This is a genomic window from Thermoplasmata archaeon (assembly GCA_038874435.1).
In the GTDB taxonomy this organism is placed as follows: domain Archaea; phylum Thermoplasmatota; class Thermoplasmata; order Lutacidiplasmatales; family SKW197; genus SKW197.
This window is the reverse complement of record JAVZCK010000001.1, coordinates 140,835-166,877: the sequence shown is the minus strand read 5'-3', so window position 1 is coordinate 166,877 and position 26,043 is coordinate 140,835. Positions and strand designations below refer to the sequence as shown.

Genomic DNA, 26,043 nt, shown 5'->3' with positions numbered 1-26,043 from the left:
CCTCAGATTGCCTCCGGAAGTGTTTTAACTTCCTCATAATTGAAAACTGGTCCATCCAAACACACATACTTGTTGTTTATCTGACAATGTTGGCACTTGCCCACACCGCACTTCATGTTTCTCTCAAGTGAAATGTAAATTGAGCTATCTGGCATTCCCATTTCTCTGCACTTCTTTATCACAAATTTGTACATCACTGGTGGACCGCAGACCATACCAATTGCATCTTTTATTGGATACGGTATTTTGTCAAAGAGCGTTGTGACCACACCTACATTCCCTGTCCAACCACAGAGAGAGCCATCTGGATTTTTATCAGTATCCACACTTACCAGAAAATTTGCCTCCTTGCCCCACCGCTCAAACTCGTTTTTGAAGAGCAGGTCACCAGGTGTTCTTGCCCCATACAAAATAGTAATCTTACCGAAATCTGACTTGTGGGCAAGCACATAATTTATGCTGCTTCTGAGTGGGGCCATACCTATACCACCGGCAACATACAAGAGGTCTTTGCCTTTAACCGTCTCAAATGGAAAGCCCACACCATAAGGTCCGCGAATCCACACTTTATCGCCCACATTCTTTCTGTGCAAAGCATCAGTTACATTTCCTATCTTTCTTACGCAGAGGTCAATGTAGCCCTTCTCATGTGGTCCAGATGTAATTGAAATTGGGGCTTCACCCACACCAGGTATTGTGAGTTCTACAAATTGTCCTGGCATGTACTTAAAATTCTTTGCCTCTAGCCGAAATACCTTTGTATCACATGTCATCTCCTCAATTTTCAGGATTTTTGTCTCCCAGGGCTTGTAAATGTTCTCCATTTTCATGCACCTCCTATCTTTGTAAGTGTTTCCCGCATGTCAATTGATGCTGGGCAGTAAGTCACACATCGTCCACAGCCGACGCAGGCAGGAACTCCAAACTCATCCATGAAAGTTCTGAACTTATGGGTGTATACATTTCTATACCTTGCTTTCAAGTCCTTTCTGAAGTTGTGACCCCCAGCCACTCTCGCAAAACTCAACAGGAAGCAGGAATCCCAGCATCTTACACGCTCCCCTTCCTCTGGCTTCACATAGGTATTATCTACAACATCATAGCAATAACAGAGTGGACACACGACTGTGCAATTTGTGCATCCAAGGCATTTCTTCGCTGTTTCTTCCCACACTGGATTTTCATAGTTCTTGAGAATGTTTTCAGACACCTTGTGAAGGTCAATGTGTTTCGCCTCTTGATACTCTGCTTTGATTTCCTTTATTTCTGTCTGTGTCTGGATGAACAGAAATGAATTGAGCATTTTTCTGCCAGTTTCGGTATACGAAACAGCATGGTAGCCGTGCTCATTTGCTTTTAAAAACACATCGCAGATTGGCTGGAGCACATTTGCGTTTACGGATTTGCAGAAGCATTTTTCACCGGGCTTGCAGGTAATTCCAACGATTAGCAGCTTCTCCCTTCTTGCTCGATAATATGGGTCGTTCCAGAATACCTTGTCCAAACGAGCGATTGCATTTATATCACAAATGTGGAGTGCAAATAGTGCAAGTTTCTCCTCTGTCAATTTTTCGCGAATTTTCTCCTTTTCAAATGTGAACATGGTCTCTTTGTATGGCAGAAGAAATCTTTTGATAGGTGTGATTGTCGTAGTGTAATCCAATACCACATCCTCAAAGTTCTCAACTTCTGTATACACGATGTCCTCTCCTTTTTTCACAGGAGCAATAATCTTGTATTCACTGGCAATCTCTTCAAAAAACTTTCTGAGATTTTCTTTCTTTATTTCCTTTGCAAGCACATTTATCACCTTCTTTGTTAGGAATTTCTTCATTTTAGGGCCGGGACCGAGATTTGAACTCGGGTCTCAGGATTTCAGCAGCCCTTTGGGGCTACCACAGTCCCACAGGATAGCCAGGCTACCCCATCCCGGCCAACCCATGCGTGTGAATGGAGAGATTATCAGAATATATATAAATTATCATTGCCTCAGCAGTCAAACCTCCAAAATGAATATATATCACACATCATTATTATTGTGAAAATTTGCAGATTTGCAGCATACCAAAGGGTGACCTGATGGCTGAAGAGAGAAAATACATCACGGGTGGAACACATGTGTCCGAGGAGGACTTTCTCAGACAATTGAAAGAAAAAATTGCTAAGAAGACAGATGGGAAAGAATTGAAGCAAGGTAGGATGTATGTGGTATTTGAGACAAAGCCAAAAGTAAGCTACATGCTGCTCAAGGACCTTCTGAATGCTGGCAAAACTGCAATCTGCGTATCAAGGAACAGTGCTGAGCGCATAATGGAAGAGTATGGAGTTCAAACAGAAATTTTTATCTGGCTTACAAGTGTAGCAGGTAAAAACAATCTCCCGCCTACAAGCATTGGGATTCTATCAAGATACCTTGCAGAAATGATCGAAAAAAAGCCAGGTTGTGTGGTTCTTATAGACTGCCTAGATACTCTCATTCTTAACAACAAGTTTCCTGCGGTGATGCGGATGATAGAAACCCTCTATGACCAGCTTCTCCGCACAAATTCAATTCTTATTCTACCGGTAATGAAAGAAATGTTTTCGCAGCAAGATTTGGCATATCTTACAAGGAATGCAGAGATAATCGAGTAGTGTCATCTCTGCAACCAGCCGCTTCCGTCACACCCAGCATCATTCAACTGCGGCAGCATTTCTCTACAGGAAGAAAACGCAAGGTTGTGCCTTTTACAGACCTCCTTTGCTCTCTGAAGCACCTGTGCTCTAATCCCTTCTGGGAGATAGTATGAATTGCCAACAATCACAGGGTTTTTGAAATAAAGATTCTGTAGTTTTTCCTTCACTTCTGGAAATACAGATACAATTCTTGCAAGCGCATCCTTCCGCACTTTAAATGTGGAAAACACACAATGTTTGGCATATGGAGCAACTACTTCAACCACTTCCTCAAAATTTTCGTTAATACCTGGAATTAAAGGGTCTATCCTAACTACACATGGCACTTTCTCGCTTAACTTCTCAAGCGCTTTAATTCTCCTTGATGGCAGAGGTGCTTTTGGCTCCAGCAGTTTAGCAATTTCATCATCAATTGTTGTGATTGTGATGGAAACTACCGCATTCATAGTTTCGAGAATATCTACATCCCTTGTCACGATATCTGATTTTGTGATTATCAACACCTGAAATCCATGTTCCCTGAAAATTTTTAGCACATTTCTCGTTATTCCCTCATCCTTTTCAACTGGAGGATACGGGTCTGAGCTGTTGCTCATGCTGATGTACCTGTTTTGCTCCAGTTTTCCGCACTCTCTTGCCACTGTTCTCAGTACATCTCTTTTCTTTCTCAAATGGAAGGCATCAGGAATGTAACTGGTAATGTAGCAATAAACGCAAGCATGGGCACAGCCCGTGTAGGGATTAAAAGAATATTTGGGAGGACAGGTACATGCCTTGTTTTGCCACGGATCAAAAGCCGTGATGTAAGACATTTATTTTTGCTGTTGGGTAGCAAGGGCCTGACGCACTGTTTCCATCACAGCATCTGGCTCCTTATAATACCATGAAACCAATCTTGCCACATCCTTGTAGGTGAACGGATTGTCTTTGGGCCGTTGGGATTCTATAAGCTTCATGTATTCAAGAATGTCACATCTTCTCTTTACTTCTCTTTCCATTTCCTTCATGCTCCAGTTCTTAGACGCAGCCACCTTTTCATAAACATAACTGTGACCACTGTAACTGAAGGTGTCATCTGCAGGATTCCATGAATAAACCGAGTTCGTAATTAATTCGTTAGTTTCTGGGTCGATACCCACGATTTCTGTAAGGTTTTTGACACGTCTGGTCATCTTTGTTCCAACTTTAACTTGTCCTTGCAACAGCACAATGTTAAGGGCAGCAACAAGAGCCCTTGGTAAGTTGATTGGTGGGTTTTCCATACGGTGCACCATTGCAGCCACTGATTCTGCATGGAATGTGGTATAGCATGTCTTACCCGTAGCCATCGCCTGGAACACAATGTAGGCCTCTGCACCTCTTACCTCACCAACCATCAGGTATTGCGGTCTTTGACGAAGGGCAGCAGTGAGTAGATCGAACATGTCAATTTCACCTGCTGCTTTTCCTGTAATCAGGTTTTTGCCACCAAAGCCAGACCTTGTAAGCGAGGGAATCCAGTTTTCATGGGGGAGGTTGAGTTCTCTCGTGTCCTCAATGCTCACTATTTTCATTTGCGGTGGGATAAACAACAAGACAGCGTTGAGCGTTGTGGTCTTTCCACTTGCAGTGCCACCACAAACCATCATGGACTGCCCTGACTCTATCGCAATCCAGATATATGCCATCATCTCAGTTGACATTGTTTTGAACTTGAGCAAGTCCACCGGAGTAAATGGATTCTCCCTGAAACGCCTAATTGTGAAAGAAGAACCCCTCTTTGTGACATGCTCACCCAATGTTGCCTGCAATCTTGAACCATCTGGCACTGTAGCATCTACCATCGGGCTCGCGACTGAAATGTGCTTTCCGCATCGCTGCACGAGCCAGACAACGAAACCATCCAATTCCTTGTGCGACTGGAATCGCAGATTGGATTTAATGGACCCATACTTTCTGTGGAAAATGTATATTGGGATTTTCACACCATCGCAGGAAATATCCTCCACCTGTGGGTCGATCATAGGAACTCCTATGAGCCCATAACCAAGAAAATCACGAACGACATAATACAAAATCTTCTCTTTGCTAACTGGGTTGAGGTGAATCTCATTTTCTCTGAGAACCTTTATCGCCAGCTCTCTGAGATATTTTTCTCTCTCTTTTGGGTCCTCCAACTCAATCATCTCAAATGCATCAATGAGCTTCCCCTTCAGAAAATCAAGAATAAATTCTTCATCTGTAGTGAGTACAGGTTCAATGACTTCATATAGATATTCATTAGAAATTGTATCATATTTTATTCTAACATATGAATAGCCAGGCTGTATAGGCTGTACCTCTATTTCATTTATGTGTTTCTCAGCAATCGGAGGAATTACTGTTACTCCCTCAATGCCACGTCCTGTAAGAGAGGACTGGACGGTCTTTGGCATCATGATTTTCCTTGGTTTAGATTTTAAGAAAATGCCTGCAATTCGAAGCCCTATTGGAAGGGATTTCGTTTCTTTTTCAGTTGTAGCCATTTCATCACCTCACACCATAAACCTCATCAGAAGCCAACCGATAACTACCATTATGAAACTATGTTGGAGTCCAGTTGCAATCTTACCAGTGATTATGACACCTGCGAGAATTCCATCGCCTATTGCATGGATTATCACAGAAACAAACATCACAAACATAATCTCTGGGATGAGTTTGTATTCTATTTTTGTGGCACTAGCACCACCGCCACCGCCGAGCTGCTGTGCCCCTTCCTCTACACTCTTACCTGCCTTCGCCATCTGAGGCAAGAATGTAGCATTCAGAATCATTATTGTGACGATGAACACAAAGAACGCTATGTAGATAACAGTAAGGTACGTGGTCATTGAAATTCGCTTCTGGGCCTCCATGAGTTGAACCTCTTTCGTGTCATGGGCAACCATTGAAAGCACATCTGCAACATTACCTCCTGCGTCGTTTGCCTTTGTAATTATCGCTACACATCTTCGTACTGCTGGGGTATTCACACGCTGGGAGAAGAGACGCAATGCTTCTGCAGCAGGCACACCCCATTCAATCTGTGCTGCCATTTTTCTTATTTCAGGTGTAAGCTTTCCATATCTTCCAGTGGAGGCAACCACAATTGCTTCCGCAAGCGTCATACCGAACCTTCCTGCCTCGGCCACATCTCTCAGAAACTCAGGAAGTCGTTCTTCAATTGCACGAACTCTACTTAACTCCATACTCTTATAGAACCCATAAGGACCAATCAAAATTGCAATGCCGAGTACAAAGAAGTCCAGTGCCCTATTAAGTGCATTTTCTGGTTCCATCTGGCCATCAAAATTATAGTCGTACTGTTTAAATGGTGTCATAATTATTGTCTTATCAGGATTGTTCTTATCCACAGGAATCACATTCAAAACTCCTATAATAAAGAAAACTGCAGCGATGCACCCTGAGATTATCAGGATCTTCTTCGCTGTAGGAATTTTCTCTTCCTTGCCTCCAAAAATATTCTCTGCCATTTTCATCACTCCTGACTCATGTTCCATATCACAAAGATGAAGCCAAACTGAGACATCGGAATCATCAGAAACACTATTGCGTACAGAATGTTAAGTATGAACCTCCCCTGCCCACCAACAAGGGCCATAATTGCCATGATCACCACAAGGAAAAGCGGAAATGCAACCACAACTGTCACAAAGGTCTCGGCAAGCATACCAAGAGTTTCAAGGCGCTTGGACATCTCCAATTTTGCCTCTTTCTCGTACTGCTCTGCCTTCGTGAGGAAATAGGGTTTCAACTGACCACCTGAAGTTGTTGTTGTCACCACACCTTGCAAGAAATCCTGGAATTTGGCAGATGGCGTTCTGGTCGCCCCTTTCTTAATTGCAGTAAGAATGTCTACCCCCAACAACTCAGTGTCCCTAGTTATCCAACCCGCCTCCTCCTTTATTTCACCGTAGATTGGTTGCCTGGCTAACTCCTTAAAAATTACATCAATGTTCACATCTGCAGATGCCATTGCAGAAACGAAGCTCATTGCAGGCGAGATTTTTTTATCTATGTCCCTTGCCCTTGCCTTGGCTCTTGATGAAGGGAGAGACAGCATTATGAAATAAGTGAGAATTGTTCCAACCACTGGGAGGACAACTGCAATAAGAACCCCTGCTATGAGATTGCCAATCAATGCTAAAATTACTCCCAATACCACACCAGTTACGGAGAGCGCAATTCCTGCAATCATTGTGATAAACCAGGCATATGCAATGTATTCCTCTGGTCTAATTCTCATGTGGGCTTTAAGCATGTCGTCCTCTAGTTTCTGATTCATCCTTGCCTTCACTTCTGCTTTTGGTCCAAACATCTTCCATGCAGTTTGCTGAAGAGGAGTCAGTTGTGCATACTGAGGCAGCACGCCCTTGGGTAATTTAACCACATGGCTTGAAAGCAATTCACGCTGGGCCCCTGCCTTCTGCGTCTTCAGATATGATTTCTTAGTGTCAAGGGCATCAAACCTGCTTGTGACCTCAGGAGACAAATTTATCACCTCTTATCTTCTCAATTGTATCTTTTGGGTCCTTGAAATATGCCACAATTATGTTTGCAAGCTTCCTGTAGTCAGTTATGTTCTTGCGCACCATGTAATTCACCACTTCAACTCTTCTGTTGAATTCTTCCATCATTTCCTCATGTGTGAGATTTTTCATTTCCATGATTTTGTCAAAGAGGAAACTGTGACCCTTAAACACGAAAGAGTCCGTGGGCTGGTCCCACTCATACACTGTGTTTGTGATTAACTCGTTCGTCTCTGGTTCAAAGCCAACAATCTCAATCACTTGCTTGATTCGCCTTACCATGCTCATTCCCACTCTCGCATGGGTCTGAATAATCACATTGTTAAGGGCTGAGAGAAGAATTCTCGGCGTGGAAATTGGTGGGTTTTCTAATCTGTTCACCATTGACTTCACAGAGTCGGCATGCATCGTAGAATAGGTTGTGTGACCGGTAGCCATTGCCTGGAACATTGTATAGGTTTCTTTGCCTCTCACCTCACCCACAATGATGTAGTTGGGCCTTTGTCTCAATGCAGCTCTCACAAGATCAAACATATCAATTTCGCCCGCTGCCTTCCCGTCTGCACCTCTTTCACCAGTGCCACTTCTTGTAGCACCCGGTATCCAGTTCTCATGTGGTAGCTTTATCTCTCTTGTGTCTTCCATTGTAATAATTTTTGCTGCGGGAGGTATGAACAGAGTAATGGCGTTCAGGGTAGATGTTTTACCACTTGCAGGGCCACCACAAACAATTATTGATTCTCCATGTTCTACTGCAATCCAAAAATAAGCAACCATTTCCGGAGATGCGGTCTTAGTAGTGATCAGGTCAACAGGTGTAAACGGCTTTTCTTTGAACCGTCTAATCGTGAAGCTGCCTCCCCTGGTGGTTACCTCTCGTGAATATGTTGCCTGTACTCTGTGTCCCTCTGTTGTAGTTCCATCTAGGATTGGATTTGAAACTGAGATCTGTTTGCCACATCGCTGTCCGAGTGCCACAATAAATGAGTTCAACTCCTCATCTGTTTCAAACTTAATGTTTGTCTTTATTGACTCAAATTTCTGGTGATAGAGGTAAATTGGAATACCCACGCCATCACAAGAGATATCCTCTACCATCTCATCTCGCATGAGCACATCTATTGGTCCAAAACCAACAAAATCACGGATAATGTAGTAGATGATGCGTTCAACTGAAATTGGTGAGAGATTAATCATTCTTGTTCGAAGATAGGTGTTGACACAGCCCTTCAGATACTCCTCCTTATCCTTCGCAGTCATGGTTTCCCAGTCGTAGCCAACAGTTCGCATCAATGTGTCTTTTACAAGGTCTAGGACCTCCTTCTCCCTAATTGTTAGCTTGGGTTCGATTGCCTCATAAAGGTACTCCTTGGAGGTGTTGTTGTAGGTGATACGTGAATAACTGTATGGGGGGTTCTGTGGGACGAATGCAAGCTCCTGGATATTCGGATCTGTAATTTTTGGAATTTCTGTTATGGAGCCGCCCTCACCGCCAAGCTCAGTTGCACTCTTAATAATTTCTCGTCTTGGAACCTTTATTTTTATCCCAAACTTTTTCTTTGTAGATTCAGCCATTTTCATTAACCCCCTGAACCTTCAATTGAAGCTCGCACTGTGGCCTTGACAATTGTAAAATCGGTTAAACCATAAATTGTGATGGTAAACTTGTAATAACCCTGAGAAAGGGCAGATAAGCCAGTTATTGCATAATCAGTGCCTGCAGTGAAATTTGCCTTTGCGAAGGTTTTGTTGTAATATTCCATCCATGCATAAGGATACTTTGTCTGGAATTCAATCGTCACATTATCTGTGATATTCCAATCCTCATAAAATCTCTGGTTGAAGCGTTCCACATAAACGAGAGATGTGTAAATACCCTTTGTTCCTTCTGCATAGCCAGATGCAGGTTGTCCAAGTAGTGAATAAAGTGCAATTGTAAAATTCTTGTAGATTCCCTTCTTCTCAGCAGTTACGGGTGGAGAACCTGTGATTACCTGCTTATCCACTCCCTGGCTCACAATGATTGCACCATTTTCGTAAGCAATTGTCTGAGCCACATAGTAACGGTTTGGTGCATAAAGAGAAATTGATCCGCCAGTAAGATTCGTGGAATATTGGATCGGAGTATATGGTGTTGTAGATGTGTTGTACGAGTAGTTGTATCTGACATTAATCATTCCCTGATTTGGCTGGAAGGTCAGAGTGCCATGAGTGGGCTCCGCAAACACAGGCACATAGCCAGATACCATCGTGATTGGAGAATAGAGAGTGAAATCTACTACATTATTTACTACTAAAATATCTATATTTGATTTTAAACGAGACATATCATTTTCAACCTGATTCATGTACTGAACTTCGTTATCTTGCATCCAGATTGGGACATACTGCGTTGTGAACATAGACAGAAAAGCGAGGAATACCATTAGTGCCATGATTGTGCCAACGGTGGAAGCCACGCCTGCCTGGGAAATCCTTAACCTTTTCCTTGCCTTCATCCTTCGTGTGTATTGGGTTGTAAGAGTTATTCCTCTCATCTCACCACCTGCAACTGTTATCTTAGCCCCTAATTGAGAACACCCTATATATAACTTCTCATGGAAAAAACTATATTTCTCTCTGCCATATGCTCTACTGTGAAGTTAAATAGAAAAGGAAGAGTGCCATTTTCGCTTGTTGCTGTCATAGTTGCCTTTCTCACAATCGTGAGTGGCATTTACATGGCTGTGGTTGCCAGTCAGCGAAATGATGCCATCAACCTGCAGCATGCGAACTCCCGTTTAAATGCTTTCCTTCTCCTCCATGAGGACTTACTTGTGCAAGCGGGTGTCTCTGCTGTGCTCTCCGCAGTTAACAAATCAAATGCAATCGTTTACACCAAAGAAAACCCGATTGAGTTTGTGGAGAATGAGAGCAAGAACTACATGAGAACTTTCACTGGTATTGCAGCTGGAGGTCAGCCAATGCGTTTCCCGGATTACTCAGCCACACACAAGAACCTGCAATGGAAATTAAATGCTTTCAGATACGATTATGAAATGATGAACGAAAGCGGTGTGATTTTGAATTTCACTGGTGATGTCTATTTCAGAATCAACGGCAAAATCACAACAACCATTGTGGACAACAGAACTGGTTATTCGCTCACTAAGGACATAAATCTGGATTCGTGGGTTCCTGTGACATTGCCATTTCTATATCAACAGAAAAAAATAATGGTGGAGGACATAAATGGCACCAAGGATTACCTTGGCTTTGTTGGAAACATCACGCTCTACCTCTTGAAGAGAACCTTTGAGGAGGTTTTCGGGTACGACTTTTCAAATGTGACGAAGGCACTGGTAAGGGAAGCGGTGGAAACAGCCATTTCCTTTGATGAAGCAAGATTGTACCAGAAAACTGCAAATGCAAGTGTGCATGCTTATCTGCTCTCTCTGGGAGACAGGAGCGAGGTGGACCCCTTCGAATACTGGAAAGACCTGCACGGCTGGAGCTTACTGCAGAGAAAACCCGGGACTCGTGCTACAGACCCCATTCATCTCAACTACACGCTTTACTACTCTCCTTTTTACTTTACCACGCTGACAGTAGAATTTAAAATGAACGACACGGAACGCAGTTACGAAGTAAGCCATGAACTTATTCTACCCGACTCTGCAATTGTCCTCAACGAGACCACGAAGGAAGTGCTTGTAAAAGGAGGAATGCTTCGCCTCGATGTCTGGGAAAAAAACACGGCATTTTTCGTGGCTCACAGATGCTTGATAGAGGTTACACTCCAGCCCTTACTACTGATGGGGTAATACAATTTTTGCCTCTATCAAACTCTCATAGTTTCTCGCAATCTCATCTACTATTCTGCTCTCATTAACCTTATGATGTTCAAAAAGTCCTTTTACTCTCTCACTGTGCTTTCCAAGCCCTTTTTCAGCCAGCTTGGGCGTCACCTTCAGGTATCTATCCATTTTTTCATGGTCCACAACAAGCAAAATTGTCCCGTGCTGGAGCACCGCACCCCTGCTTCTCTTCTGGGCGCTGCCGGAGACCTTCTTTCCCTCCATCTGAATGTCATTTATTGGCTTGAACACCACAGGATAACCAAGCGTGTTTAGTGCCTCCACAATCGGTTTGCACAGAAACTCATAGCTCTGTTTTCTGTCAAAAGGCACAAGTTTCTCTGGAAGAGCAATGGCATATTCCAGCGTGTTCCTATCTGTGTAAATTGCACTGCCAGCGCTCTCACGCTGAATGATAATTACACCATCCTCCTTGCACCTCTCCACATAAACTGCTTCCTCAATCTTTTCGCCATGCCCCACAGAAACCGCTGGTGGTTCCCGCCTGTAAAAATGGAGAATGCACTCACCGGTGGCTATGCACCGCTCCAGAATTTCCCTGTCCTTTGCAACACTCACTTCTGGATGAACCAATCCGAGGTCTTTCACATGGAGCACTCGCATATCAGCCACGGAAGATGGGACGCCTGCTGAGGCGGAGTGATAAAGGCAAGCCGATGAATGGATAGCCGGCAGTTTTTTCTCTCACATATTTCTTCAGCTCTTCAGGAGTCATCTCAGCGCTTTCACCGCTTCGCATCCGCAAGTTCAATTTCCCGCCTGCTTTTTCTTTCTCGCCATAGACAGCAATTATGTTTACCCATTCTCGCTCTGCCTCACGGATTCTCTTTGAGACACTCTCATCTCTATCATCCACATCTGCACGGCAGCCCAGCTCTCTTGCAATCTTAATACAGTCCTCAACAAACTGGTCTGAAACCGGTATTAACCGCACCTGGGTCGGCGCAAGCCAAAGTGGAAATTCTGGCTTCTTACCTTTCTCCTGCTTCATAAATTCCTTTTCCAGCATTGCATAAATTACCCTCTCAATTGCTCCAGATGGGGACTGGTGAAGAATGAGTGGATAATGCTCTTTTCCATCTTCTCCTGTAAAAGTTATTCCATACCTTTCTGCATTTTCCACATCAATCTGGTCTGTATTCAGTGCTGATGCCTTGTCCAGTGCATCCACAAAATTCCATTCGTATTTGAAAACAAAGTAGAAGAACCGCTCATCCCACATTTCAAGCAGTGCTGGCTTTCCCCATCTTCGCACGAGCTCCCGCACAACTTCACCATGCTGTTCATAAAAGTCCTTAGTTACACGCAACGCAAGTTCCAGGTCTTCTGGAATTGAAAAACCGATGCCTGAGAGAATCTCTCTTGAAAGATTAAACCTGTCCAGCAACTCCCTCTTTGCCATCTCAATGTCCGCACAGAAGGAGTGGCAGTCAGGCATTGTGAACGCCCTTAATCGCCTCAAGCCAGCAAGCTCACCCCTCTGCTCTACTCTAAAAGAATAACGAGTTAGTTCATAAAGTCGCAATGGCAGATGCCTGTAGGAAACTTTTGCGTTGTGCATTATCAGGAATTGACCAAAGCATGCAGCAAATCTGAGAAATACTTTCTTATCTGGTGTCTGGATTGTGTACTGTCTTGCTGGGAATCTATGGAGGTAGTTTTTAAGAGAGGGATGCTCAAAATCATACATGATTGGGGTCTCCACTTCCATGCCACCTGTCTCCCTCACTTTTGCGCTCACATACTGCTCCAGAAGATTCTTTATCAACCTCCCTTTAGGATAGTACCTGAAATTGCCAGGGTCTGAGCCAGGTTCATAATCAACAAGTTCAAGGCGACGCATCAGTTCTACATGCGGTGGTTCTCTATCTGCAGCCCTTGCCTTCGCCATTTCATAATGCGAGAACTTCTTTAGATTCTGGAAGTTAGAAAAATCAAAGCCCTGAACCTCTCCATCTTCAATCCTCAACTCATGCAGATTTCCATCGGTGTCCAGAACATACCAGTGGGAAACTGCTTTCTTCTCGCTTACCAGTGCTTTAGAAACCTCCTCTTTTTCCTCACCCCTTATTTCCTTTGAAAGTTCAGAGAGTGGATGCCCCTTGCACTTGATGTTAAATTCCTTATACCAGCCAAATGGGGCTCGCTTAACCTCTATGCCCATTGCAGCAATTTTCTCAGCAAGAGCGTCAAGCACAGCAACAGCATCTCCTCCTTTCGCAAGGTCAGAACTCAGGTGAGCATAGGGATAAATCAAAATCCTCTCTGCCTTCACATCATTGTACACCTTGACAATTTCCTCAGATGCTCTGGCAACCAGATTATCCAGATTTGCGTGGTCTCCGCTTTCTACGCTGGTAAACACGACAAGCACTTCCTCAAACCTGCCTTCCTTTCCCTCCTTTATCTCCTCTGCCATCTTGGTCTTCTCAAGAGCCCTGTATTCCATCCAGTCCGCATGAATCAACAGCACCTTCATCTTTATCCCATGCTTGAAAAAGCAAGGTTATATATTTCCATTGCGATATTGAGTCCATGTCCATCTATCCAGAAGAGGTGCTCACGGTATCAAAAAAAGGTGTGAGGGAGGCAAGGGTGCTCATTGACGCTGGGAGATTTTTCAGATACAGGTATGTGGAAACAGAAAGTGGGAAGGCAGAAGAAAAAATAAAACTCGTTCTTGTCAGCGATGATGGAAAAGCAGAGGAGTTTTTTGTTTTTCCTGTCAAAGGTGGAAAATTCTTGCTTGTACCTCAGGAATATAAGGGCAGGAGAGCGGTCTGGGATGGAGAAAAAGCAATTACAATTCCATGATGGAACGCCTGAGATTCGGATTGTGAATGCCAAAACTGGAATTGTAAAAACAAAGCTTGGATTTAACTACGCTCTCAATCCATATCGTGGCTGCACCCATGCCTGTGTTTACTGCTACGCCCCCTATGTGCTTCGTGAAACAAGAGAATGGGGAAGTTTTCTGGAGGTAAAGGAAAACTTACCTGATTTGGTTGCGAAAGAGGTGAGAAAGCTTGGAAGAAACGAAATTGTGGGCATAGGCACTGTGACAGACCCCTATCAGCCCGCAGAGGAAAAATTTCGTATCACAAGAAGATGCATTGAAATTCTTAAAAATGCTGGAAAAAAGTTTGTAGTCCAGACAAAATCGGCACTTGTGCTGCGAGATATTGAGTTGCTGATGCATGCAGAGTTGGGTATCACAATTACGACTCTTGACGCGGAGATTGCAAGCGTGATTGAGCCAAATGCTTCAAGTCCCGCAGAAAGATTAAGGGTATTGAGCGAACTGGGGAAGGCAGGTATCAAGACATTTGCTTTTATTGGACCAGTTTTTCCACATTTCTTCAGCACACCAGAAAGAAGGGAAAGGTTTTTTTGTGAGTTGGCAAAGGCAGAACCAGGGATTGTGATGTTCGACAGATTCAGAGTGCGAGAAGGAATGGAGGCGAAGATAAAGCGAAAGGTGCCAAAACTGTATTCAAAACTCTTTGCAGATGCCTTCAAATACAGAAATGAGGAATGGGATACCCTGCTTTTGCATCTCAAGGAAGAGGCAAAAAAATTCGGGTTGAAGGTCGGTGTTGCTGAAACAGAGAACTGGTGACCTTGGTTCAGGTTTTCCGTTTTCGGATTTTTATGCTGAAGAAGATGGAGAGGCAGACGGCTGGGAACCATAGCATTGTTGCGATTTCACCAACTGGCTGAATGACCACATTGTATGTTGATGTTGATTGTGAGTATGTGCTCTCATCAGTTGCTGTGATGTAATACAGCAATGTCCCTGTGCTTGTTTGTCCTGGAATTGTGCCATTGTAGTAGCCGTCCGTTGCGTTGCCAGAAACTCTTGTCATTGCTATTGCATACCAGACATCCTCATTCGTTGGTTTGTAGTAGAGCTTCACATCAGTTATGTTTCGCTTGCTCACCACATGTGCAGAGAGATTTATTGGCTGATTTATCTGTGCACTTGTAAATGGTGTGTGATAAATTGTGATAGGGTCAGAGGTGTTGTAGTTGTACTCCCATACATCGGCCAGATATCTGCTGTATCCATAGCCACCGAACAGAATAACCGTGGATGTATTGGTATCGTATGCAAGTGCGAGGCCAGTTCTGCTAAGTGGTGAGATTGAAGGGTTTAGATTCACCCACTGGTTTGCTGTGAAATTGTATCTCCAGGTATCTCCAAAATAACCTGTGTTTCCGTAGCCACCAAAAAGGATAAGCACATTGTTCTCACTATCAAAACACATTCTCGCATTGCCTCTCCGTGCTGGTGCTGATAAAGTGGTCTGGTTTGACCAGGTATTTGTGGAAAGTGAGTAAGCCCATGTATCGTTCAGATAACCAGAATTACTCTCGCCCCCGAATATAAAGAATTGGCCATTCCCGTAGGCAGAGGCAAAATATGCACAGGCTAAAGGTGCAACCGCAGGATTCTGCTTTGTCCAGACATTTGTATTAACATCGTAAACCCATGTCTCGTTATTGTAGGTGCTTCCACTGGTGTTGTAACCACCAAATACCAGCACTTTCTTGTTTACAGTATCGTACACCATCCCATGGCCGTTCCGTGGTGAAGGAGCGCCCGAATTTACCCTGCTTGTCCATGTGTTCGTTGTTATGTCATATACCCATGTATCATTTAAGCCAGTTGTCGCACCATAACCACCAAAAAGCACTATCAGTTCTGTGTCAGGGTCATAGACAAGCCCCATGTATGTCCTAGCACTGGGTGCTGGATCTGAAAACATGAGTGTCCAGCGATTTGAGGAATGGTTGTAAACCCAGGTTTCGCTGCTTCGCACACCGCTCTGAAGGAAGCCACCAAAGAGCACAAACAGGTCTTTCGCCTCATGGTGAACAATTCCATGTCCATATCTGGGTTCAGGGTATAATGGCATCCATAAATTTGAAGTGGAAGCAAGATACACGGTGTCGCTGAGATAATAACTGCCAGTATAACCGCCAAACACCCATATTCTGTTCCTGTTAGTGTCAAAATTAACACCATATCCGTATCTTCCAGGTGGTGTATAGGTCATGGTTTGCTGCGCCCAGACATTAGTGACTGGATTAAACAACCATGTATCATTTTTTCCGTATGTGCCCTCATAACCTCCAAAGAGAACGACCATCGCATTGGCACTATCATAGACAGACGAAAAATACCTCCTCACACCAGGATTATTTGCAGTTTGCACTTTAGTCCAAGAGTTTGTTAAGAATGTGTATGTCCAGGTGTCTGTGAAGCTTCCTCTCACAGCATCATAACCTCCATAAAGCACGAGAAGATTTACATTTTCAGCATGGGCAATTCCATGGGAATAGCGTTTAGAGGGCACAGTTTCTGACCAGGAAACACTTGTTACAGAATAACTCCAGAAATCGTTAAGGTTATAGGAGCCAGTGTATCCTCCAAACAGCCGCACTGTGTTTGTGTGATTATCATATACAAGCTCAATAGAGTATCTCACACCAGGTTTTGTAGAAGGCGATTGCTGTGTCCATGTATTTGAGCTGTAGTCATATATGTAGGTAAGGTCGCTTGCAGAGCCAGTGTATCCTCCAAACAGAACTATGAGTTGGGTTGTGGCATCGTATGTCATTCCATGACTTCTTCTCCCACTGGGACTCCCAGATGGCAGCTTGTTTACCCAAGCATTTGCTGTAATATTGTAACTCCAGGTGTCTGCCTTGTATGTATCTATTCCCAAACCTCCAAAAAGAATTGGTTCTTTTGCAGCTTCATGGTAAACTAATTTTGTTCCGCTTCGTCCAGATGGCATAACTTCCTCCCAGGAGTTTATTGTATAATTATACCAGAACATGTCTGGGATTGGCACACCCGCAGCATAACTATAACCACTGAGCAACATTATCTTATCATTTTCGGACGCGTAAACAATCCTATGCCCATACCTAGATAACGGTGAACTGATGGGTGAGAGCTGCGACCATGTGCTTGCACCAGTATCAAACACCCATGTATCCCCCAATCCTGTTCCAGAGTAGCCACCAAACAAAAGCACCTTTCCATGGGATTGTATATAGCTCATGCCCATCCTCTCTCTGGCGGATGGCGTTGTGCTGGACGCCAATTTGTTCCATTCGTTACTGGTAACATTATATTTCCAGGTATCTGAGAGGTAACCGCTTCCATGATAGCAGTATCCTCCAAACAGAAGAAGGTCACCATTTCTGAGCGACACAAGTCCGGCTCCTGACCTTCCCACTGGCACAACGGGTGTCCATTTATTTGTTAGAATCTCATAATGCCAAAAGTCGTTGAGATATGGTGAATAACCAGGGTAACCACTGAAAAGATAGATTTTCCCATTGCCAGCAATTGAGATACTGCTTCTTCCAGATGGAACTGGTGTTGATGGATTTGCGTTCGTCCAGGAATTTGAGGAGACAGAATATAGCCATGTATCGGATAACCTTGTGCTTCCGTCATACCCACCAAAAAGCACTGCCAACCCTGTCGTGGTGTCAAATGTAAATCCCATACGCCCTCTTATAGAGGGTTTTGTGCTCTGTGTCTTCTGCACCCAGGTGTTTGCTACCAAATCATAAGTCCATAAATCATTGAGGTAACTTCCACTATAGCCACCAAAGATTATGGTTGTGGTGGAAACTGGGTCATACACCATTCCATGGGCGTTTCTTGCAGGAGGGGATGTAGTTGGAGATTGGTTTGTCCATGTGTTTGTAGAAACTGTGTATGTCCATGTATCGTTGAAGTATGTACCATTGTAACCTCCAAACAGAATGAAGCAATTTGCAGATGAATTATAAACAAGAGTGCTGCTCTCTCTTCCTGGTGGTGCAATGCCCGGAAGCTTCTGCGTCCATGCGTTCGTGGTCAGATTGTAAACCCAGGTATCCGAGAGATAGGCACTGCCAGTATAGCCACCGAAAAGCAGGATTTGTTGCGTACTATCATCGTACGCCATTGCCCCATAGTAGCGTGATGGTGGTGAAGTTGCAGGCGTCACATTTGCCCATGTGCCTGTTGAAGGGTCATAAATCCAGGTGTCTCCCTTGGCTATTCCATCGTAGCCCCCAAACAACACAAATTTCTGGGCAGATTCGTGATATACAATAGAATAGCCATATCTTGCTGTGGGTGGTGCGTACCTTGGCGTCCAGGTGTTTGCAGAGTAGTTATAAAGCCAGACATCGTTGAGATATGTGGGTGATTGGGCTGTGTAGCCACCAAAGAGCACATTCACTTTATTTATATTGTCATACACTAACTCGCATCTGTATCTTGCTGGTGGTGTGGGTGAGGGAAACCGCTGTGTCCATGTTCTGGAAACAGCGTCATAAACCCAGATGTCATTGAGATAGTTCGTGCCATCGTAGCCGCCGAACAAAATAAACTTCTGAGCATTTTCGTCGTAAGTAAAGCCTGCATAATATCTTGCTGAGGGAGAGACCGTGGGACTGACATTTGCCCAGGTGTTGTTAGCAGGATAGTAATGCCAGGTATCTGCCCTGTAATTTGTCGCATAGCCACCAAAAACTACGAAGAGGTTCTGATGCGGGCTGTAGGCCATCATATATCCATACCTTGCAGCAGGTGGAACAAGTTTTGCTGTCCAGGTGTTCGCAGAATAATTGTATATCCAGGTATCTGCAAGATACAGCCCATTGTAACCGCCATAAAGCAACAAAACTCCACTTTCCTCAATGAATGCACATCCTGCCTGTGACCTTCCTTCTGGGCTACTGCCAGGCATCTTATTTATCCATTTACTCTGGGCAAAATCGTAAACCCAGGTGTCAGCTAAATAATTGGTGCCGTCATAACCACCGAACAGAATGACCACATCGTTCACAGCATCATAAGTCAGAGCAGGATATACCCTTGGAGAAGGCGAGGTGGGATTTGTGAGATTAACCCATGTGTTGTTTGTGAAAAAATACAACCAGGTGTCCCCCACATAATTGGTTGAGTAACCGCCAAACAAAAACATGGCGTTTCTGACTGGGATTGCTGCACATGCATAGCCATACCTTGGTGATGGTGGCGTATATTTTGGTGTCCACACATTTGTGGAGGAATTATAAATCCATAAGTCAGCAAGTTGATTTGAACCATCATAACCCCCATGAACCACAACGCCCAGATTCAGGACATGGGTCATTCCGAAGTATGCCCTTGGAGAGGGTTTTGTAGAGGGCCAGAGCATTGTCCAGTTTTTTGTTGTTGGGTCGAAACACCAGGTATCGTCAAGATAAGCAGAGCCATTGTAGCCTCCAAACAACACAAATTTTTTAGCATCAGTGTCATATGCAAGTCCACCATAACTCCTTGCCTGGGGTGATGTGAGGGCTGTCTGTTGATGCCATGTGCCATTTGACGGATAGAAAATCCAGGCATCTCCAAGATAACCAGAACTATTGTAACCTCCAAACATCAGAATAAAATCAAAATCAGGGGCATAAGCCATTGCATGTCCGTAACGCTCTGATGGATGAAGGATTTTAGGTGTCCATGTGTTTGGAAGTTTGGTTGTGTCTTTCATCTCTCTTGGGTTTTCAGCCATCACAGTTTGCACCTGGAACATCGCAGATGTTAGCAGAGAAAACAACACAGCAGTCACTCCGAAAAGGACGAGAACTCCAAAACCGAGTTTTTTCCTCATTTATTTCTCCTCCGTTTTATCATATGCACAAGACATCTTTCAAGTGATATTTAAAAGTTGTTAAATGGCTCCAGATTTCACAGGCACTGAAAGGAAACCTTAATTACCATAATGAAATTTCCTTTTTCCATGGCAGTCTATTCTTTTGAGGGAAGGAAGCCGAAGATAGATGGCTCAAGCTACATAGCCAGTGATGCCACAATTATTGGAGATGTGGAAATTGGCGAGAGATGCTTTATTGCCCCTGGTGCAAAAATCAAAGGTGATTATGGAAAAATTGTTATTGGAAATTGCACCTCAATTCAGGAAAACTGTGTAGTGCATGCTAGACCAACCATGGAAACCAGGATTGGCAACTATGTTACTGTTGGCCACGGCGCAATTGTTCACACCGCAGAAGTAAAGGATTATGCGGTCATAGGAATGGGGAGCATTGTAAGCGACTTTGCAAAGGTTGGTGTTTGGGCAGTCATTGGCGAAGGTGCAGTTGTGAAAAACAACCAGGAAATTCCAGATGAGAACATTGCCGTTGGTGTGCCAGCAAAGGTTATTGGCAAAATTGATGAGGAATACAAAAAGACCTGGCTCCAGTTCAAAGAAATTTATGCTGGCCTTTGCCTTAGATACAAAGAAGGGCTTGTGAAAATTGAGTAGGTGAGAAGATGGGTTACAAGGTAGAATTGATTTCGCCAGAGGAAAAAGATAGAATCTTTGAGGAGTTGAAGGATAAGTTGCTGTATGAGCGAAAAGCGCATCTGCACGGCATCTGCATCAAGCTTTACACAAATTCAAAACGGATTAAGGACATGTGGGAGGATAATTTCTATTTCATGAGTGAGTTCATAAAGTCCCATGGACGCGTGATTGCTTACTACACCTTTAAAGAGGGCGATACTGAAAGAGTGCTTTACGACCCCTACACCAACACCGCCTTCCTTTTCAATTTGGGCTACTATGGCTATGTGAAAAGCATTGCACTGGGTGTTGCTGGTGATGTGCTGGAGGATGAGCATGGCATCTATTCAATCCATGGTGCCTGCCTCGATGTTGATGGTAGAGGCGTTTCTATTATTGCACCTTCTGGCACTGGTAAAACCACACATGCTTTCGGACTTTTGCAAATGAAAGGTGTGAAACTTATCTCTGATGACTGGCATTTTGTGAGAAATTTTGGTGATGAATTTGTTGCTTACACCTCTGAAAAGAACTGTTACATCAGGGACGATTTAAGCAGGATATGGCCAGAATATCATTACCTCGTGGAAAAGGTGGATTTGGATAAGGAGGGGCGTGGGGTGGCAGACATACGCTGGTTGCTGGGAAAGGCGCATGTGCGGGAAAGCACTGTGCTCAAGAGTGTTATACTGTTGAAACGAGACCCCGAGGATAAGGAAATCATAAGAAAATTGACGCCAGGTGAGGGTGTGGACTACCTGAAGCAACATTCATTCTGCAATCCACATTTGCTGGTTACGGATGAGCGAAAGACAGGGCTGAGAGTGAACTTTTTCAAGAATTTGTTCTCAACCACTGATGTCTGGCTTGTAAATACAGTGCTTCCTCCAGCAGAAACCCAAGAAAGGATAAGGAAACTTGTGAAGAATGGTGGATTGAGTGTCCCCACTTAGATTACCGCCAAAGTTTGTTGCTAGAGAGAAAGAGTTTGAGATTCTGAAGCAGAAGCTTGAAAACGCAAAGCAGAGCATTGGCTCAACAGTTTTTATTGCTGGCGAGAGCGGAGTTGGCAAGACACGGCTTGTGGAGGAACTCCTCAGCGTCGCTGGACAAGAGGGATTTCAGGTCTTCAGAGGCCAGTGCTTTCTTGAGTCCCTGGCACCCTACACACCTGTTTCCGCAGTGCTGAGAGATGCAGGGCTGGACCATCTGCTCACAGAAACAAAGCCGCCAAGGATTGAGGCACTCTATGCTGTGAACAAGGGTGGAGTGATTGTTGCGAAGCAGGAGCGACAGGAGGCAATTGATGCTGACATCTTCATGGGGATGGTGACAGCAGTTGAAACCTTTGTGAAGGACTCTGTCTCGCAGATGCAGAAAAAAGAAACGAGAGAGGAGATTGGCCACATGGGCTATGGAAATTTTCACATAACAAATGTGCCTGGCAGGTTGCTGAACCTTGTTGCAGTAACCACAGGTAGAGAGAACGAGTATCTGATTTCAGAGATGCGGGAGTTGCTTGAAACAATTGAGAAGGAGTTTGCTGGTGCAATTGCAAGCAGCCAAGGAGCACAGATTGCTGGGATTGAAGAGAGGCTCAAGGGATTGTTTCTCTCAGGAAAGTACGAGGGCATTGATTATGCAGAGGAGGATGCAAGGATTCGCCAGGCAAATTTGTTTGAGAATGTGGCAAGGGGTCTGCAGAGAAAGGCGGAGCAGAAACCAGTTCTGATTTTCATAGACGATTTGCAGTGGAGCGACCCTTCCAGCCTTGCAATGCTCCATTACATAGCCAGGAATACAAGGAAAACCAGGGTGCTGATGCTTGGCACCTACAGAAGTGAGGAGATTGTGGCAAGGTATGATGGCAGGGTGCACCAGCTTGTTGAGGCAATGGAGAAGATGGAGAAGGAAGAGTTGCTCGAGAAGATTGAGTTGAAAAGGCTGGACAAGGAAGGATGCCATGCGCTCATCTGCCATGTCCTTGGCACTGAGATAAACCCAGAATTCACAGAAAAAATTTACACCGAGACAGAGGGGAATGCATTCTTTGTGATTGAAATTCTGAAGAACCTATACGAGGAGAAACAGCTGTATTTTGACAGGGACGAATGGCATTACAACTTAGCAACAATGCAGATTCCAAAAAGAATCTACGAGGTCGTGCTCAGACGCTTGCAGCGACTGGCAAGAGAGGAGAGAGAATTGCTGGATGCAGCAAGTGTGCTTGGCGAGGAGTTCACCTCGCATTTGCTTGCAAGAATAACAGAACTCAACAGAATGCAGGTAGTGAAGCTGCTTGTTGCAATAGAGCGAGTGCACAGGCTTATCCGTGCATTAAAAGAAAAATACAGGTTTGAGCACGGGAAAATCAGGGAGGTGCTTTATGCGGAGCTTGGCGAGGAGCTAAAAACCCTCTATCATGAGATTGCTGGCAAAATCCTTGAGGAGGAATACAGGGCAGGGAAGGCAGAGGTGGCAGGGGGCATTGTCTATCACTACAGCAGGGCAGGACTGGCAGAAAAGGTGGTTGAGTATGGACTACCGGCAGGGAAACTGGCAAAGAAGAGGTTTGCAAATGAGGAAGCAATAAGGTTTTACAGAGCAGTGCTGGAAGCAATGGGCGAGAAAGAGGGCTACAAGGAACTGAAACTTCAGGTTATGGAGGAACTTGCAGAGGTACTTGAGCTAACTGGGAACTATGATGAAGCACTGGAGATGCTTAAAATCAGGATTGCAGCGTTGATAGCAGAAAAACCAGTTGAAGCAGGAAAAAGCTACAGAATGCGATGTGAGATTTACATTCAAAAAGGAGATTACGAGAAGGCAATGGCAGAGGCAGAACAAGGAGAAAGAGTGCTTTCTGGTGTTCCAAAGGCAGCACTTGAACTTGCAAGATTGTGGAGTGCAGAAGGCCTTGTGTATGAGCGAAAAGGAGAATACAGGCAGGCAATTGAGTGCCAGGAAAAAGCCAGGCAGGTGTTTGAAAAAGCAAATGCAGAAAAAGAAAAGGCAAATGCGATCCATAGGATAGGTACATGCTATTCTGATCTTGGAGATTTCCAGAAATCTCTTGAATTGCTTTTCGAAGCTCTGGCCATCAGAGAAAAAATCAAGAATTTGCGTGGGCTTGCGGGCACATACAATAACATTGGCATTATATATGATGACAAAGGAGATTACGAGAAGGCACTGGAGTTTTACACAAAGAGCCTGGAATTGAGAGAGAAAATCGGGGATTTGTGGGGCATTGCCACATCCTACAACAACATTGGGATTATCTATCAGGAGAAAGGGGAGTATGAGAAAGCACTGGAATTTTACACAAAGAGCCTGGAATTGAGAGAGAAAATCGGGGATTTGTGGGGCATTGCCACTTTCTACAACAACATTGGGCTTCTCTATCACGATAAAGGGGAGTATGAGAAAGCACTGGAATTTTACACAAAGAGCCTGGAATTGAAAGAGAAAATCGGGAATGTGGGGGGCATTGCCCTTTCCTACCACAACATTGGAGTTATCTATCGTGATAAAGGGGAGTATGAAAAAGCACTAGAGTTTTACACAAAGAGCCTGGAATTGAGTGAGAAAATCGGGGATGTGTGGGGCATTGCCCTTTCCTACAACAACATAGGACTTTTCTATCAGGACAAAGGCTCCTACGAGAAGGCATTAGAATTCCTCACAAAAAGTATTGACCTTGCTGAAAAAATCGGAGATAAGTCAAGATTGTGCGAGGGATTGCTGGGAATGGCAGCGTGTTTTCTTGCATTAAAGGATTTTGAGAGATGCAGAAAAACTCTTGAGGAGGCAAAGGGAATTGTCAGCGAGCTCGGTTCAAAAGAACTAGAAGCTAGTTTCCTCACAGTGTCTGGGAAACTTCTTGTGGCTGAGGGGAATTTTGCTGAGGGAGAGAAAGCACTGGCAAAGGCGGTTGAGATTTACGAAAGTATTGGCAGGCTTGACACAGATTACCACAAGACCTTGTTTGAGCTCGGGAGGCTGAGGAGAGACAGGGGGTTGCTTGAGAAAGCACTGGCTTTCTTTGAGAAGATTGGGAATAAGGTGTGGGCGGAGAGGGTGGGAGAGGAAATTGGGAAACTGTAGTGCACAAAACCTGACAATAGCCCATTTCCAAATGCCGAAAACAACCTTAAAATATTCCATATCCATTTCATCAGTGTGAAAACATGTCTGGAAAATTGAAAAGTTCTGAGACGATGGAAAGCGAAGAAGGAAAGCAATACCACATAGGGCTGAAGAAAGGAGAAGTGGCAGAGAACATTTTGCTCTGCGGTGACCCAGCAAGAGCGGAAAAAGTTAGTAGGGAATTTTCAAAGATTGAGGTAGAGGCAAGAAACAGAGAGTATGTCACCTACACAGGACGCTGGAATGGGTTAAATGTAACTGTGATGTCCACTGGCATCGGCTGTGATAACACAGAGATTGCGATTGTTGAACTTCTAAACCTCGTTGAAAAACCAATTCTCATTCGCATCGGGAGCTGTGGTGCCCTCCAGCCATTCATAGAACTTGGAGACCTCGTAATTTCCACTGCTGCAGTGCGGCTTGAGAATACTTCCCTTTACTTCGTGCCAGAGGGATATCCTGCTGTGGCCCACTATAAGGTGGTTCAAGCCCTTGAAGAGAGTGCAAAAAAGCTCGGATACAGATACCACATTGGGCTCACTGCAACCGCTCCTGGCTTTTATGGTGCTCAAGGCAGGGCTGTGAATTTTCCGCTGATGAAACCAGACACTGTTGACACCCTTTCAAAACTCAATGTTTACAATATGGAGATGGAGGCGAGCACGCTGTTTACTCTGGCAAGCATAAAAGGGCTCATGGCTGGTGCCGTCTGTGCGGTTTATGCTCAGCGAAAAGCAAAGCAGGGAATTCCTTCTGAGCTTAAGGAAAAGGCAGAAAAGGCCTGCTATCTGACAGGATTGAATGCTCTCAAATTTTTGAGAAAATGAACGCAAGTGCTGTTGTGCTTGCTGGTGGTGATGGAAAAAGATTTGGGGGAAATAAACTGAGCCAGTGCATCGGAGAAAAAACTTTGCTTGAGCATGTTCTCTCCTCGCTTGCCGCTGCTGGCTTCGCTGAAATCCTTGTCGTGGTTGAGAAGGAAGTGAAAATCGCTGGTGATGTAAGGGTTATTGTTGAGAAAGAACACAGCATTCAAGCTGCGATTTGCACGGGTATTGCCACAGCAACCTCCGACAGAATTTTTTTGACTGCAGGCGATATGCCATTTCTGAGTCCAGATGCAATTCTATGGCAGCTCTCAATTGCTCTCTATACAATTCCCGTCTGGAAAAATGGACATCTTGAGCCATTGCACAGTGTTGTGGGCAAAAACCTGACCAAATTTCTGAAAGCCAATACAAAAATCGGTGAGACAATTCTTGCCTCAGGTGCCAGAGCAGTCCCCGCAGAACAATTCCCAGAGCATGAATTTTTCAATGTGAACACGAAGGAAGATTTGGAGAGAGCGAGAGAAATCTCAAGGACACAAACTTGGCGGCTTTTGAAGTGGGAGAGAACATCTCCGAGATAGAGCCGTTTTACACAAAGAATAGGTTGAAGGAAAGATTATTGCAGTTAGATTCT

General features: G+C 44.3%; 20 protein-coding genes and 1 tRNA gene. 9 read left to right on the top strand and 12 right to left on the bottom strand.

The features are described from left to right. Positions 1 to 2 precede the first annotated feature (2 nt). From QXD64_00730 to QXD64_00720, 3 genes are all read right to left on the bottom strand, one after another. The gene (locus QXD64_00730; protein MEM3395841.1) at positions 3 to 824 is read right to left on the bottom strand and encodes an FAD/NAD(P)-binding protein; all 822 of its coding nucleotides are present in this window, start codon (positions 822 to 824) and stop codon (positions 3 to 5) included. A 2-nt stretch (positions 825 to 826) separates the two neighbouring features. Continuing rightward, the gene (locus tag QXD64_00725) at positions 827 to 1,834 is read right to left on the bottom strand and encodes a 4Fe-4S dicluster domain-containing protein (protein MEM3395840.1); all 1,008 of its coding nucleotides are present in this window, start codon (positions 1,832 to 1,834) and stop codon (positions 827 to 829) included. A gap of 5 nt (positions 1,835 to 1,839) precedes the next feature. Next, positions 1,840 to 1,934, bottom strand: a tRNA-His gene (locus tag QXD64_00720). A 145-nt stretch (positions 1,935 to 2,079) separates the two neighbouring features. Between QXD64_00720 and QXD64_00715 the strand changes: the two genes are divergently transcribed. Continuing rightward, on the top strand, positions 2,080 to 2,634 hold the full coding sequence (locus tag QXD64_00715) for a DUF835 domain-containing protein (GenBank protein MEM3395839.1): 555 nt from the start codon (positions 2,080 to 2,082) through the stop codon (positions 2,632 to 2,634). A 2-nt stretch (positions 2,635 to 2,636) separates the two neighbouring features. On the opposite strand, the gene QXD64_00710 is transcribed toward QXD64_00715, so the two are convergent. From QXD64_00710 to QXD64_00685, 6 genes are read right to left on the bottom strand one after another with little or no spacing between them, the layout of a single operon-like run. Further along, positions 2,637 to 3,488: a radical SAM protein gene (locus QXD64_00710; GenBank protein MEM3395838.1), complete on the bottom strand. Its 852-nt coding sequence runs from the start codon at positions 3,486 to 3,488 to the stop codon at positions 2,637 to 2,639. Beyond that, positions 3,489 to 5,180 carry a type II/IV secretion system ATPase subunit gene (locus QXD64_00705; GenBank protein ID MEM3395837.1) on the bottom strand — a complete coding sequence of 564 codons (1,692 nt, stop codon included), beginning with the start codon at positions 5,178 to 5,180 and terminating at the stop codon, positions 3,489 to 3,491. A 9-nt stretch (positions 5,181 to 5,189) separates the two neighbouring features. Further along, positions 5,190 to 6,170 carry a type II secretion system F family protein gene (locus QXD64_00700; GenBank protein MEM3395836.1) on the bottom strand — a complete coding sequence of 327 codons (981 nt, stop codon included), beginning with the start codon at positions 6,168 to 6,170 and terminating at the stop codon, positions 5,190 to 5,192. Between the two features lie 5 nt (positions 6,171 to 6,175). Next, a complete protein-coding gene (locus QXD64_00695) occupies positions 6,176 to 7,189 on the bottom strand; it encodes a type II secretion system F family protein (GenBank protein MEM3395835.1) in 1,014 nt (337 codons plus the stop codon). Then, positions 7,179 to 8,801 carry a type II/IV secretion system ATPase subunit gene (locus tag QXD64_00690; GenBank protein MEM3395834.1) on the bottom strand — a complete coding sequence of 541 codons (1,623 nt, stop codon included), beginning with the start codon at positions 8,799 to 8,801 and terminating at the stop codon, positions 7,179 to 7,181. Before QXD64_00690 ends, QXD64_00695 begins: the two co-directional genes overlap by 11 nt. Before the next feature lie 5 nt (positions 8,802 to 8,806). Continuing rightward, positions 8,807 to 9,763 (bottom strand): hypothetical protein, encoded by a 957-nt coding sequence (locus QXD64_00685; GenBank protein ID MEM3395833.1) that lies wholly within the window; start codon positions 9,761 to 9,763, stop codon positions 8,807 to 8,809. A 99-nt stretch (positions 9,764 to 9,862) separates the two neighbouring features. Here QXD64_00685 and QXD64_00680 point away from each other — a divergent pair, with 99 nt between their 5' ends. After that, positions 9,863 to 11,029, top strand: a complete 1,167-nt coding sequence (locus QXD64_00680; GenBank protein MEM3395832.1) for a hypothetical protein — start codon at positions 9,863 to 9,865, stop codon at positions 11,027 to 11,029. Here the strand turns inward: QXD64_00680 and QXD64_00675 are convergent. Both QXD64_00675 and QXD64_00670 read right to left on the bottom strand, forming a co-directional pair. Further along, on the bottom strand, positions 11,015 to 11,686 hold the full coding sequence (locus tag QXD64_00675) for a biotin/lipoate A/B protein ligase family protein (GenBank protein ID MEM3395831.1): 672 nt from the start codon (positions 11,684 to 11,686) through the stop codon (positions 11,015 to 11,017). The two genes, QXD64_00680 and QXD64_00675, sit on opposite strands and share 15 nt — an antisense overlap. A 1-nt stretch (position 11,687) precedes the next feature. Next, complete coding sequence (locus QXD64_00670) at positions 11,688 to 13,562, bottom strand: threonine--tRNA ligase (GenBank protein MEM3395830.1); 1,875 nt, start codon at positions 13,560 to 13,562, stop codon at positions 11,688 to 11,690. A 56-nt stretch (positions 13,563 to 13,618) separates the two neighbouring features. Between QXD64_00670 and QXD64_00665 the strand changes: the two genes are divergently transcribed. Together QXD64_00665 and QXD64_00660 are read left to right on the top strand one after the other, a co-directional pair. Continuing rightward, a complete protein-coding gene (locus tag QXD64_00665) occupies positions 13,619 to 13,897 on the top strand; it encodes a hypothetical protein (GenBank protein ID MEM3395829.1) in 279 nt (92 codons plus the stop codon). Continuing rightward, positions 13,869 to 14,702 carry a radical SAM protein gene (locus QXD64_00660; GenBank protein MEM3395828.1) on the top strand — a complete coding sequence of 278 codons (834 nt, stop codon included), beginning with the start codon at positions 13,869 to 13,871 and terminating at the stop codon, positions 14,700 to 14,702. The genes QXD64_00665 and QXD64_00660 overlap by 29 nt, the downstream gene beginning before the upstream one ends. A 7-nt stretch (positions 14,703 to 14,709) precedes the next feature. On the opposite strand, the gene QXD64_00655 is transcribed toward QXD64_00660, so the two are convergent. Continuing rightward, positions 14,710 to 19,755: a kelch repeat-containing protein gene (locus QXD64_00655; protein ID MEM3395827.1), complete on the bottom strand. Its 5,046-nt coding sequence runs from the start codon at positions 19,753 to 19,755 to the stop codon at positions 14,710 to 14,712. Between the two features lie 129 nt (positions 19,756 to 19,884). Here QXD64_00655 and QXD64_00650 point away from each other — a divergent pair, with 129 nt between their 5' ends. The 5 genes from QXD64_00650 (at position 19,885) to QXD64_00630 (ending at position 25,990) form a co-directional block, all read left to right on the top strand. Next, positions 19,885 to 20,409, top strand: coding sequence for a gamma carbonic anhydrase family protein (locus QXD64_00650; protein ID MEM3395826.1), 525 nt, complete (start codon positions 19,885 to 19,887; stop codon positions 20,407 to 20,409). Positions 20,410 to 20,417: 8 nt separating this feature from the next. Continuing rightward, the gene (locus QXD64_00645; protein ID MEM3395825.1) at positions 20,418 to 21,383 is read left to right on the top strand and encodes an aldolase; all 966 of its coding nucleotides are present in this window, start codon (positions 20,418 to 20,420) and stop codon (positions 21,381 to 21,383) included. Next, positions 21,370 to 24,537 (top strand): tetratricopeptide repeat protein, encoded by a 3,168-nt coding sequence (locus QXD64_00640; GenBank protein ID MEM3395824.1) that lies wholly within the window; start codon positions 21,370 to 21,372, stop codon positions 24,535 to 24,537. The genes QXD64_00645 and QXD64_00640 overlap by 14 nt, the downstream gene beginning before the upstream one ends. A gap of 83 nt (positions 24,538 to 24,620) precedes the next feature. Beyond that, a complete protein-coding gene (locus tag QXD64_00635; GenBank protein ID MEM3395823.1) occupies positions 24,621 to 25,406 on the top strand; it encodes a nucleoside phosphorylase in 786 nt (261 codons plus the stop codon). After that, entirely contained in the window at positions 25,403 to 25,990 is a 588-nt protein-coding gene (locus QXD64_00630; GenBank protein ID MEM3395822.1) for a molybdenum cofactor guanylyltransferase, read from the top strand. The genes QXD64_00635 and QXD64_00630 overlap by 4 nt, the downstream gene beginning before the upstream one ends. Positions 25,991 to 26,043 lie beyond the last annotated feature (53 nt).

Excerpts from the sequence above, each read along its gene's own strand:
- QXD64_00660 (MEM3395828.1), top strand. The coding sequence starts at position 13,869 with ATGGAGAAAAAGCAATTACAATTCCATGATGGAACGCCTGAGATTCGG.
- QXD64_00650 (MEM3395826.1), top strand. The coding sequence starts at position 19,885 with ATGGCAGTCTATTCTTTTGAGGGAAGGAAGCCGAAGATAGATGGCTCA.
- QXD64_00655 (MEM3395827.1), bottom strand. The coding sequence starts at position 19,755 with ATGAGGAAAAAACTCGGTTTTGGAGTTCTCGTCCTTTTCGGAGTGACT.
- QXD64_00705 (MEM3395837.1), bottom strand. The coding sequence starts at position 5,180 with ATGGCTACAACTGAAAAAGAAACGAAATCCCTTCCAATAGGGCTTCGA.
- QXD64_00630 (MEM3395822.1), top strand. The coding sequence starts at position 25,403 with ATGAACGCAAGTGCTGTTGTGCTTGCTGGTGGTGATGGAAAAAGATTT.
- QXD64_00670 (MEM3395830.1), bottom strand. The coding sequence starts at position 13,562 with ATGAAGGTGCTGTTGATTCATGCGGACTGGATGGAATACAGGGCTCTT.
- QXD64_00715 (MEM3395839.1), top strand. The coding sequence starts at position 2,080 with ATGGCTGAAGAGAGAAAATACATCACGGGTGGAACACATGTGTCCGAG.
- QXD64_00710 (MEM3395838.1), bottom strand. The coding sequence starts at position 3,488 with ATGTCTTACATCACGGCTTTTGATCCGTGGCAAAACAAGGCATGTACC.
- QXD64_00675 (MEM3395831.1), bottom strand. The coding sequence starts at position 11,686 with ATGCGAGTGCTCCATGTGAAAGACCTCGGATTGGTTCATCCAGAAGTG.
- QXD64_00700 (MEM3395836.1), bottom strand. The coding sequence starts at position 6,170 with ATGGCAGAGAATATTTTTGGAGGCAAGGAAGAGAAAATTCCTACAGCG.
- QXD64_00635 (MEM3395823.1), top strand. The coding sequence starts at position 24,621 with ATGTCTGGAAAATTGAAAAGTTCTGAGACGATGGAAAGCGAAGAAGGA.
- QXD64_00730 (MEM3395841.1), bottom strand. The coding sequence starts at position 824 with ATGGAGAACATTTACAAGCCCTGGGAGACAAAAATCCTGAAAATTGAG.
- QXD64_00665 (MEM3395829.1), top strand. The coding sequence starts at position 13,619 with ATGTCCATCTATCCAGAAGAGGTGCTCACGGTATCAAAAAAAGGTGTG.
- QXD64_00725 (MEM3395840.1), bottom strand. The coding sequence starts at position 1,834 with ATGAAGAAATTCCTAACAAAGAAGGTGATAAATGTGCTTGCAAAGGAA.
- QXD64_00685 (MEM3395833.1), bottom strand. The coding sequence starts at position 9,763 with ATGAGAGGAATAACTCTTACAACCCAATACACACGAAGGATGAAGGCA.
- QXD64_00645 (MEM3395825.1), top strand. The coding sequence starts at position 20,418 with ATGGGTTACAAGGTAGAATTGATTTCGCCAGAGGAAAAAGATAGAATC.
- QXD64_00690 (MEM3395834.1), bottom strand. The coding sequence starts at position 8,801 with ATGGCTGAATCTACAAAGAAAAAGTTTGGGATAAAAATAAAGGTTCCA.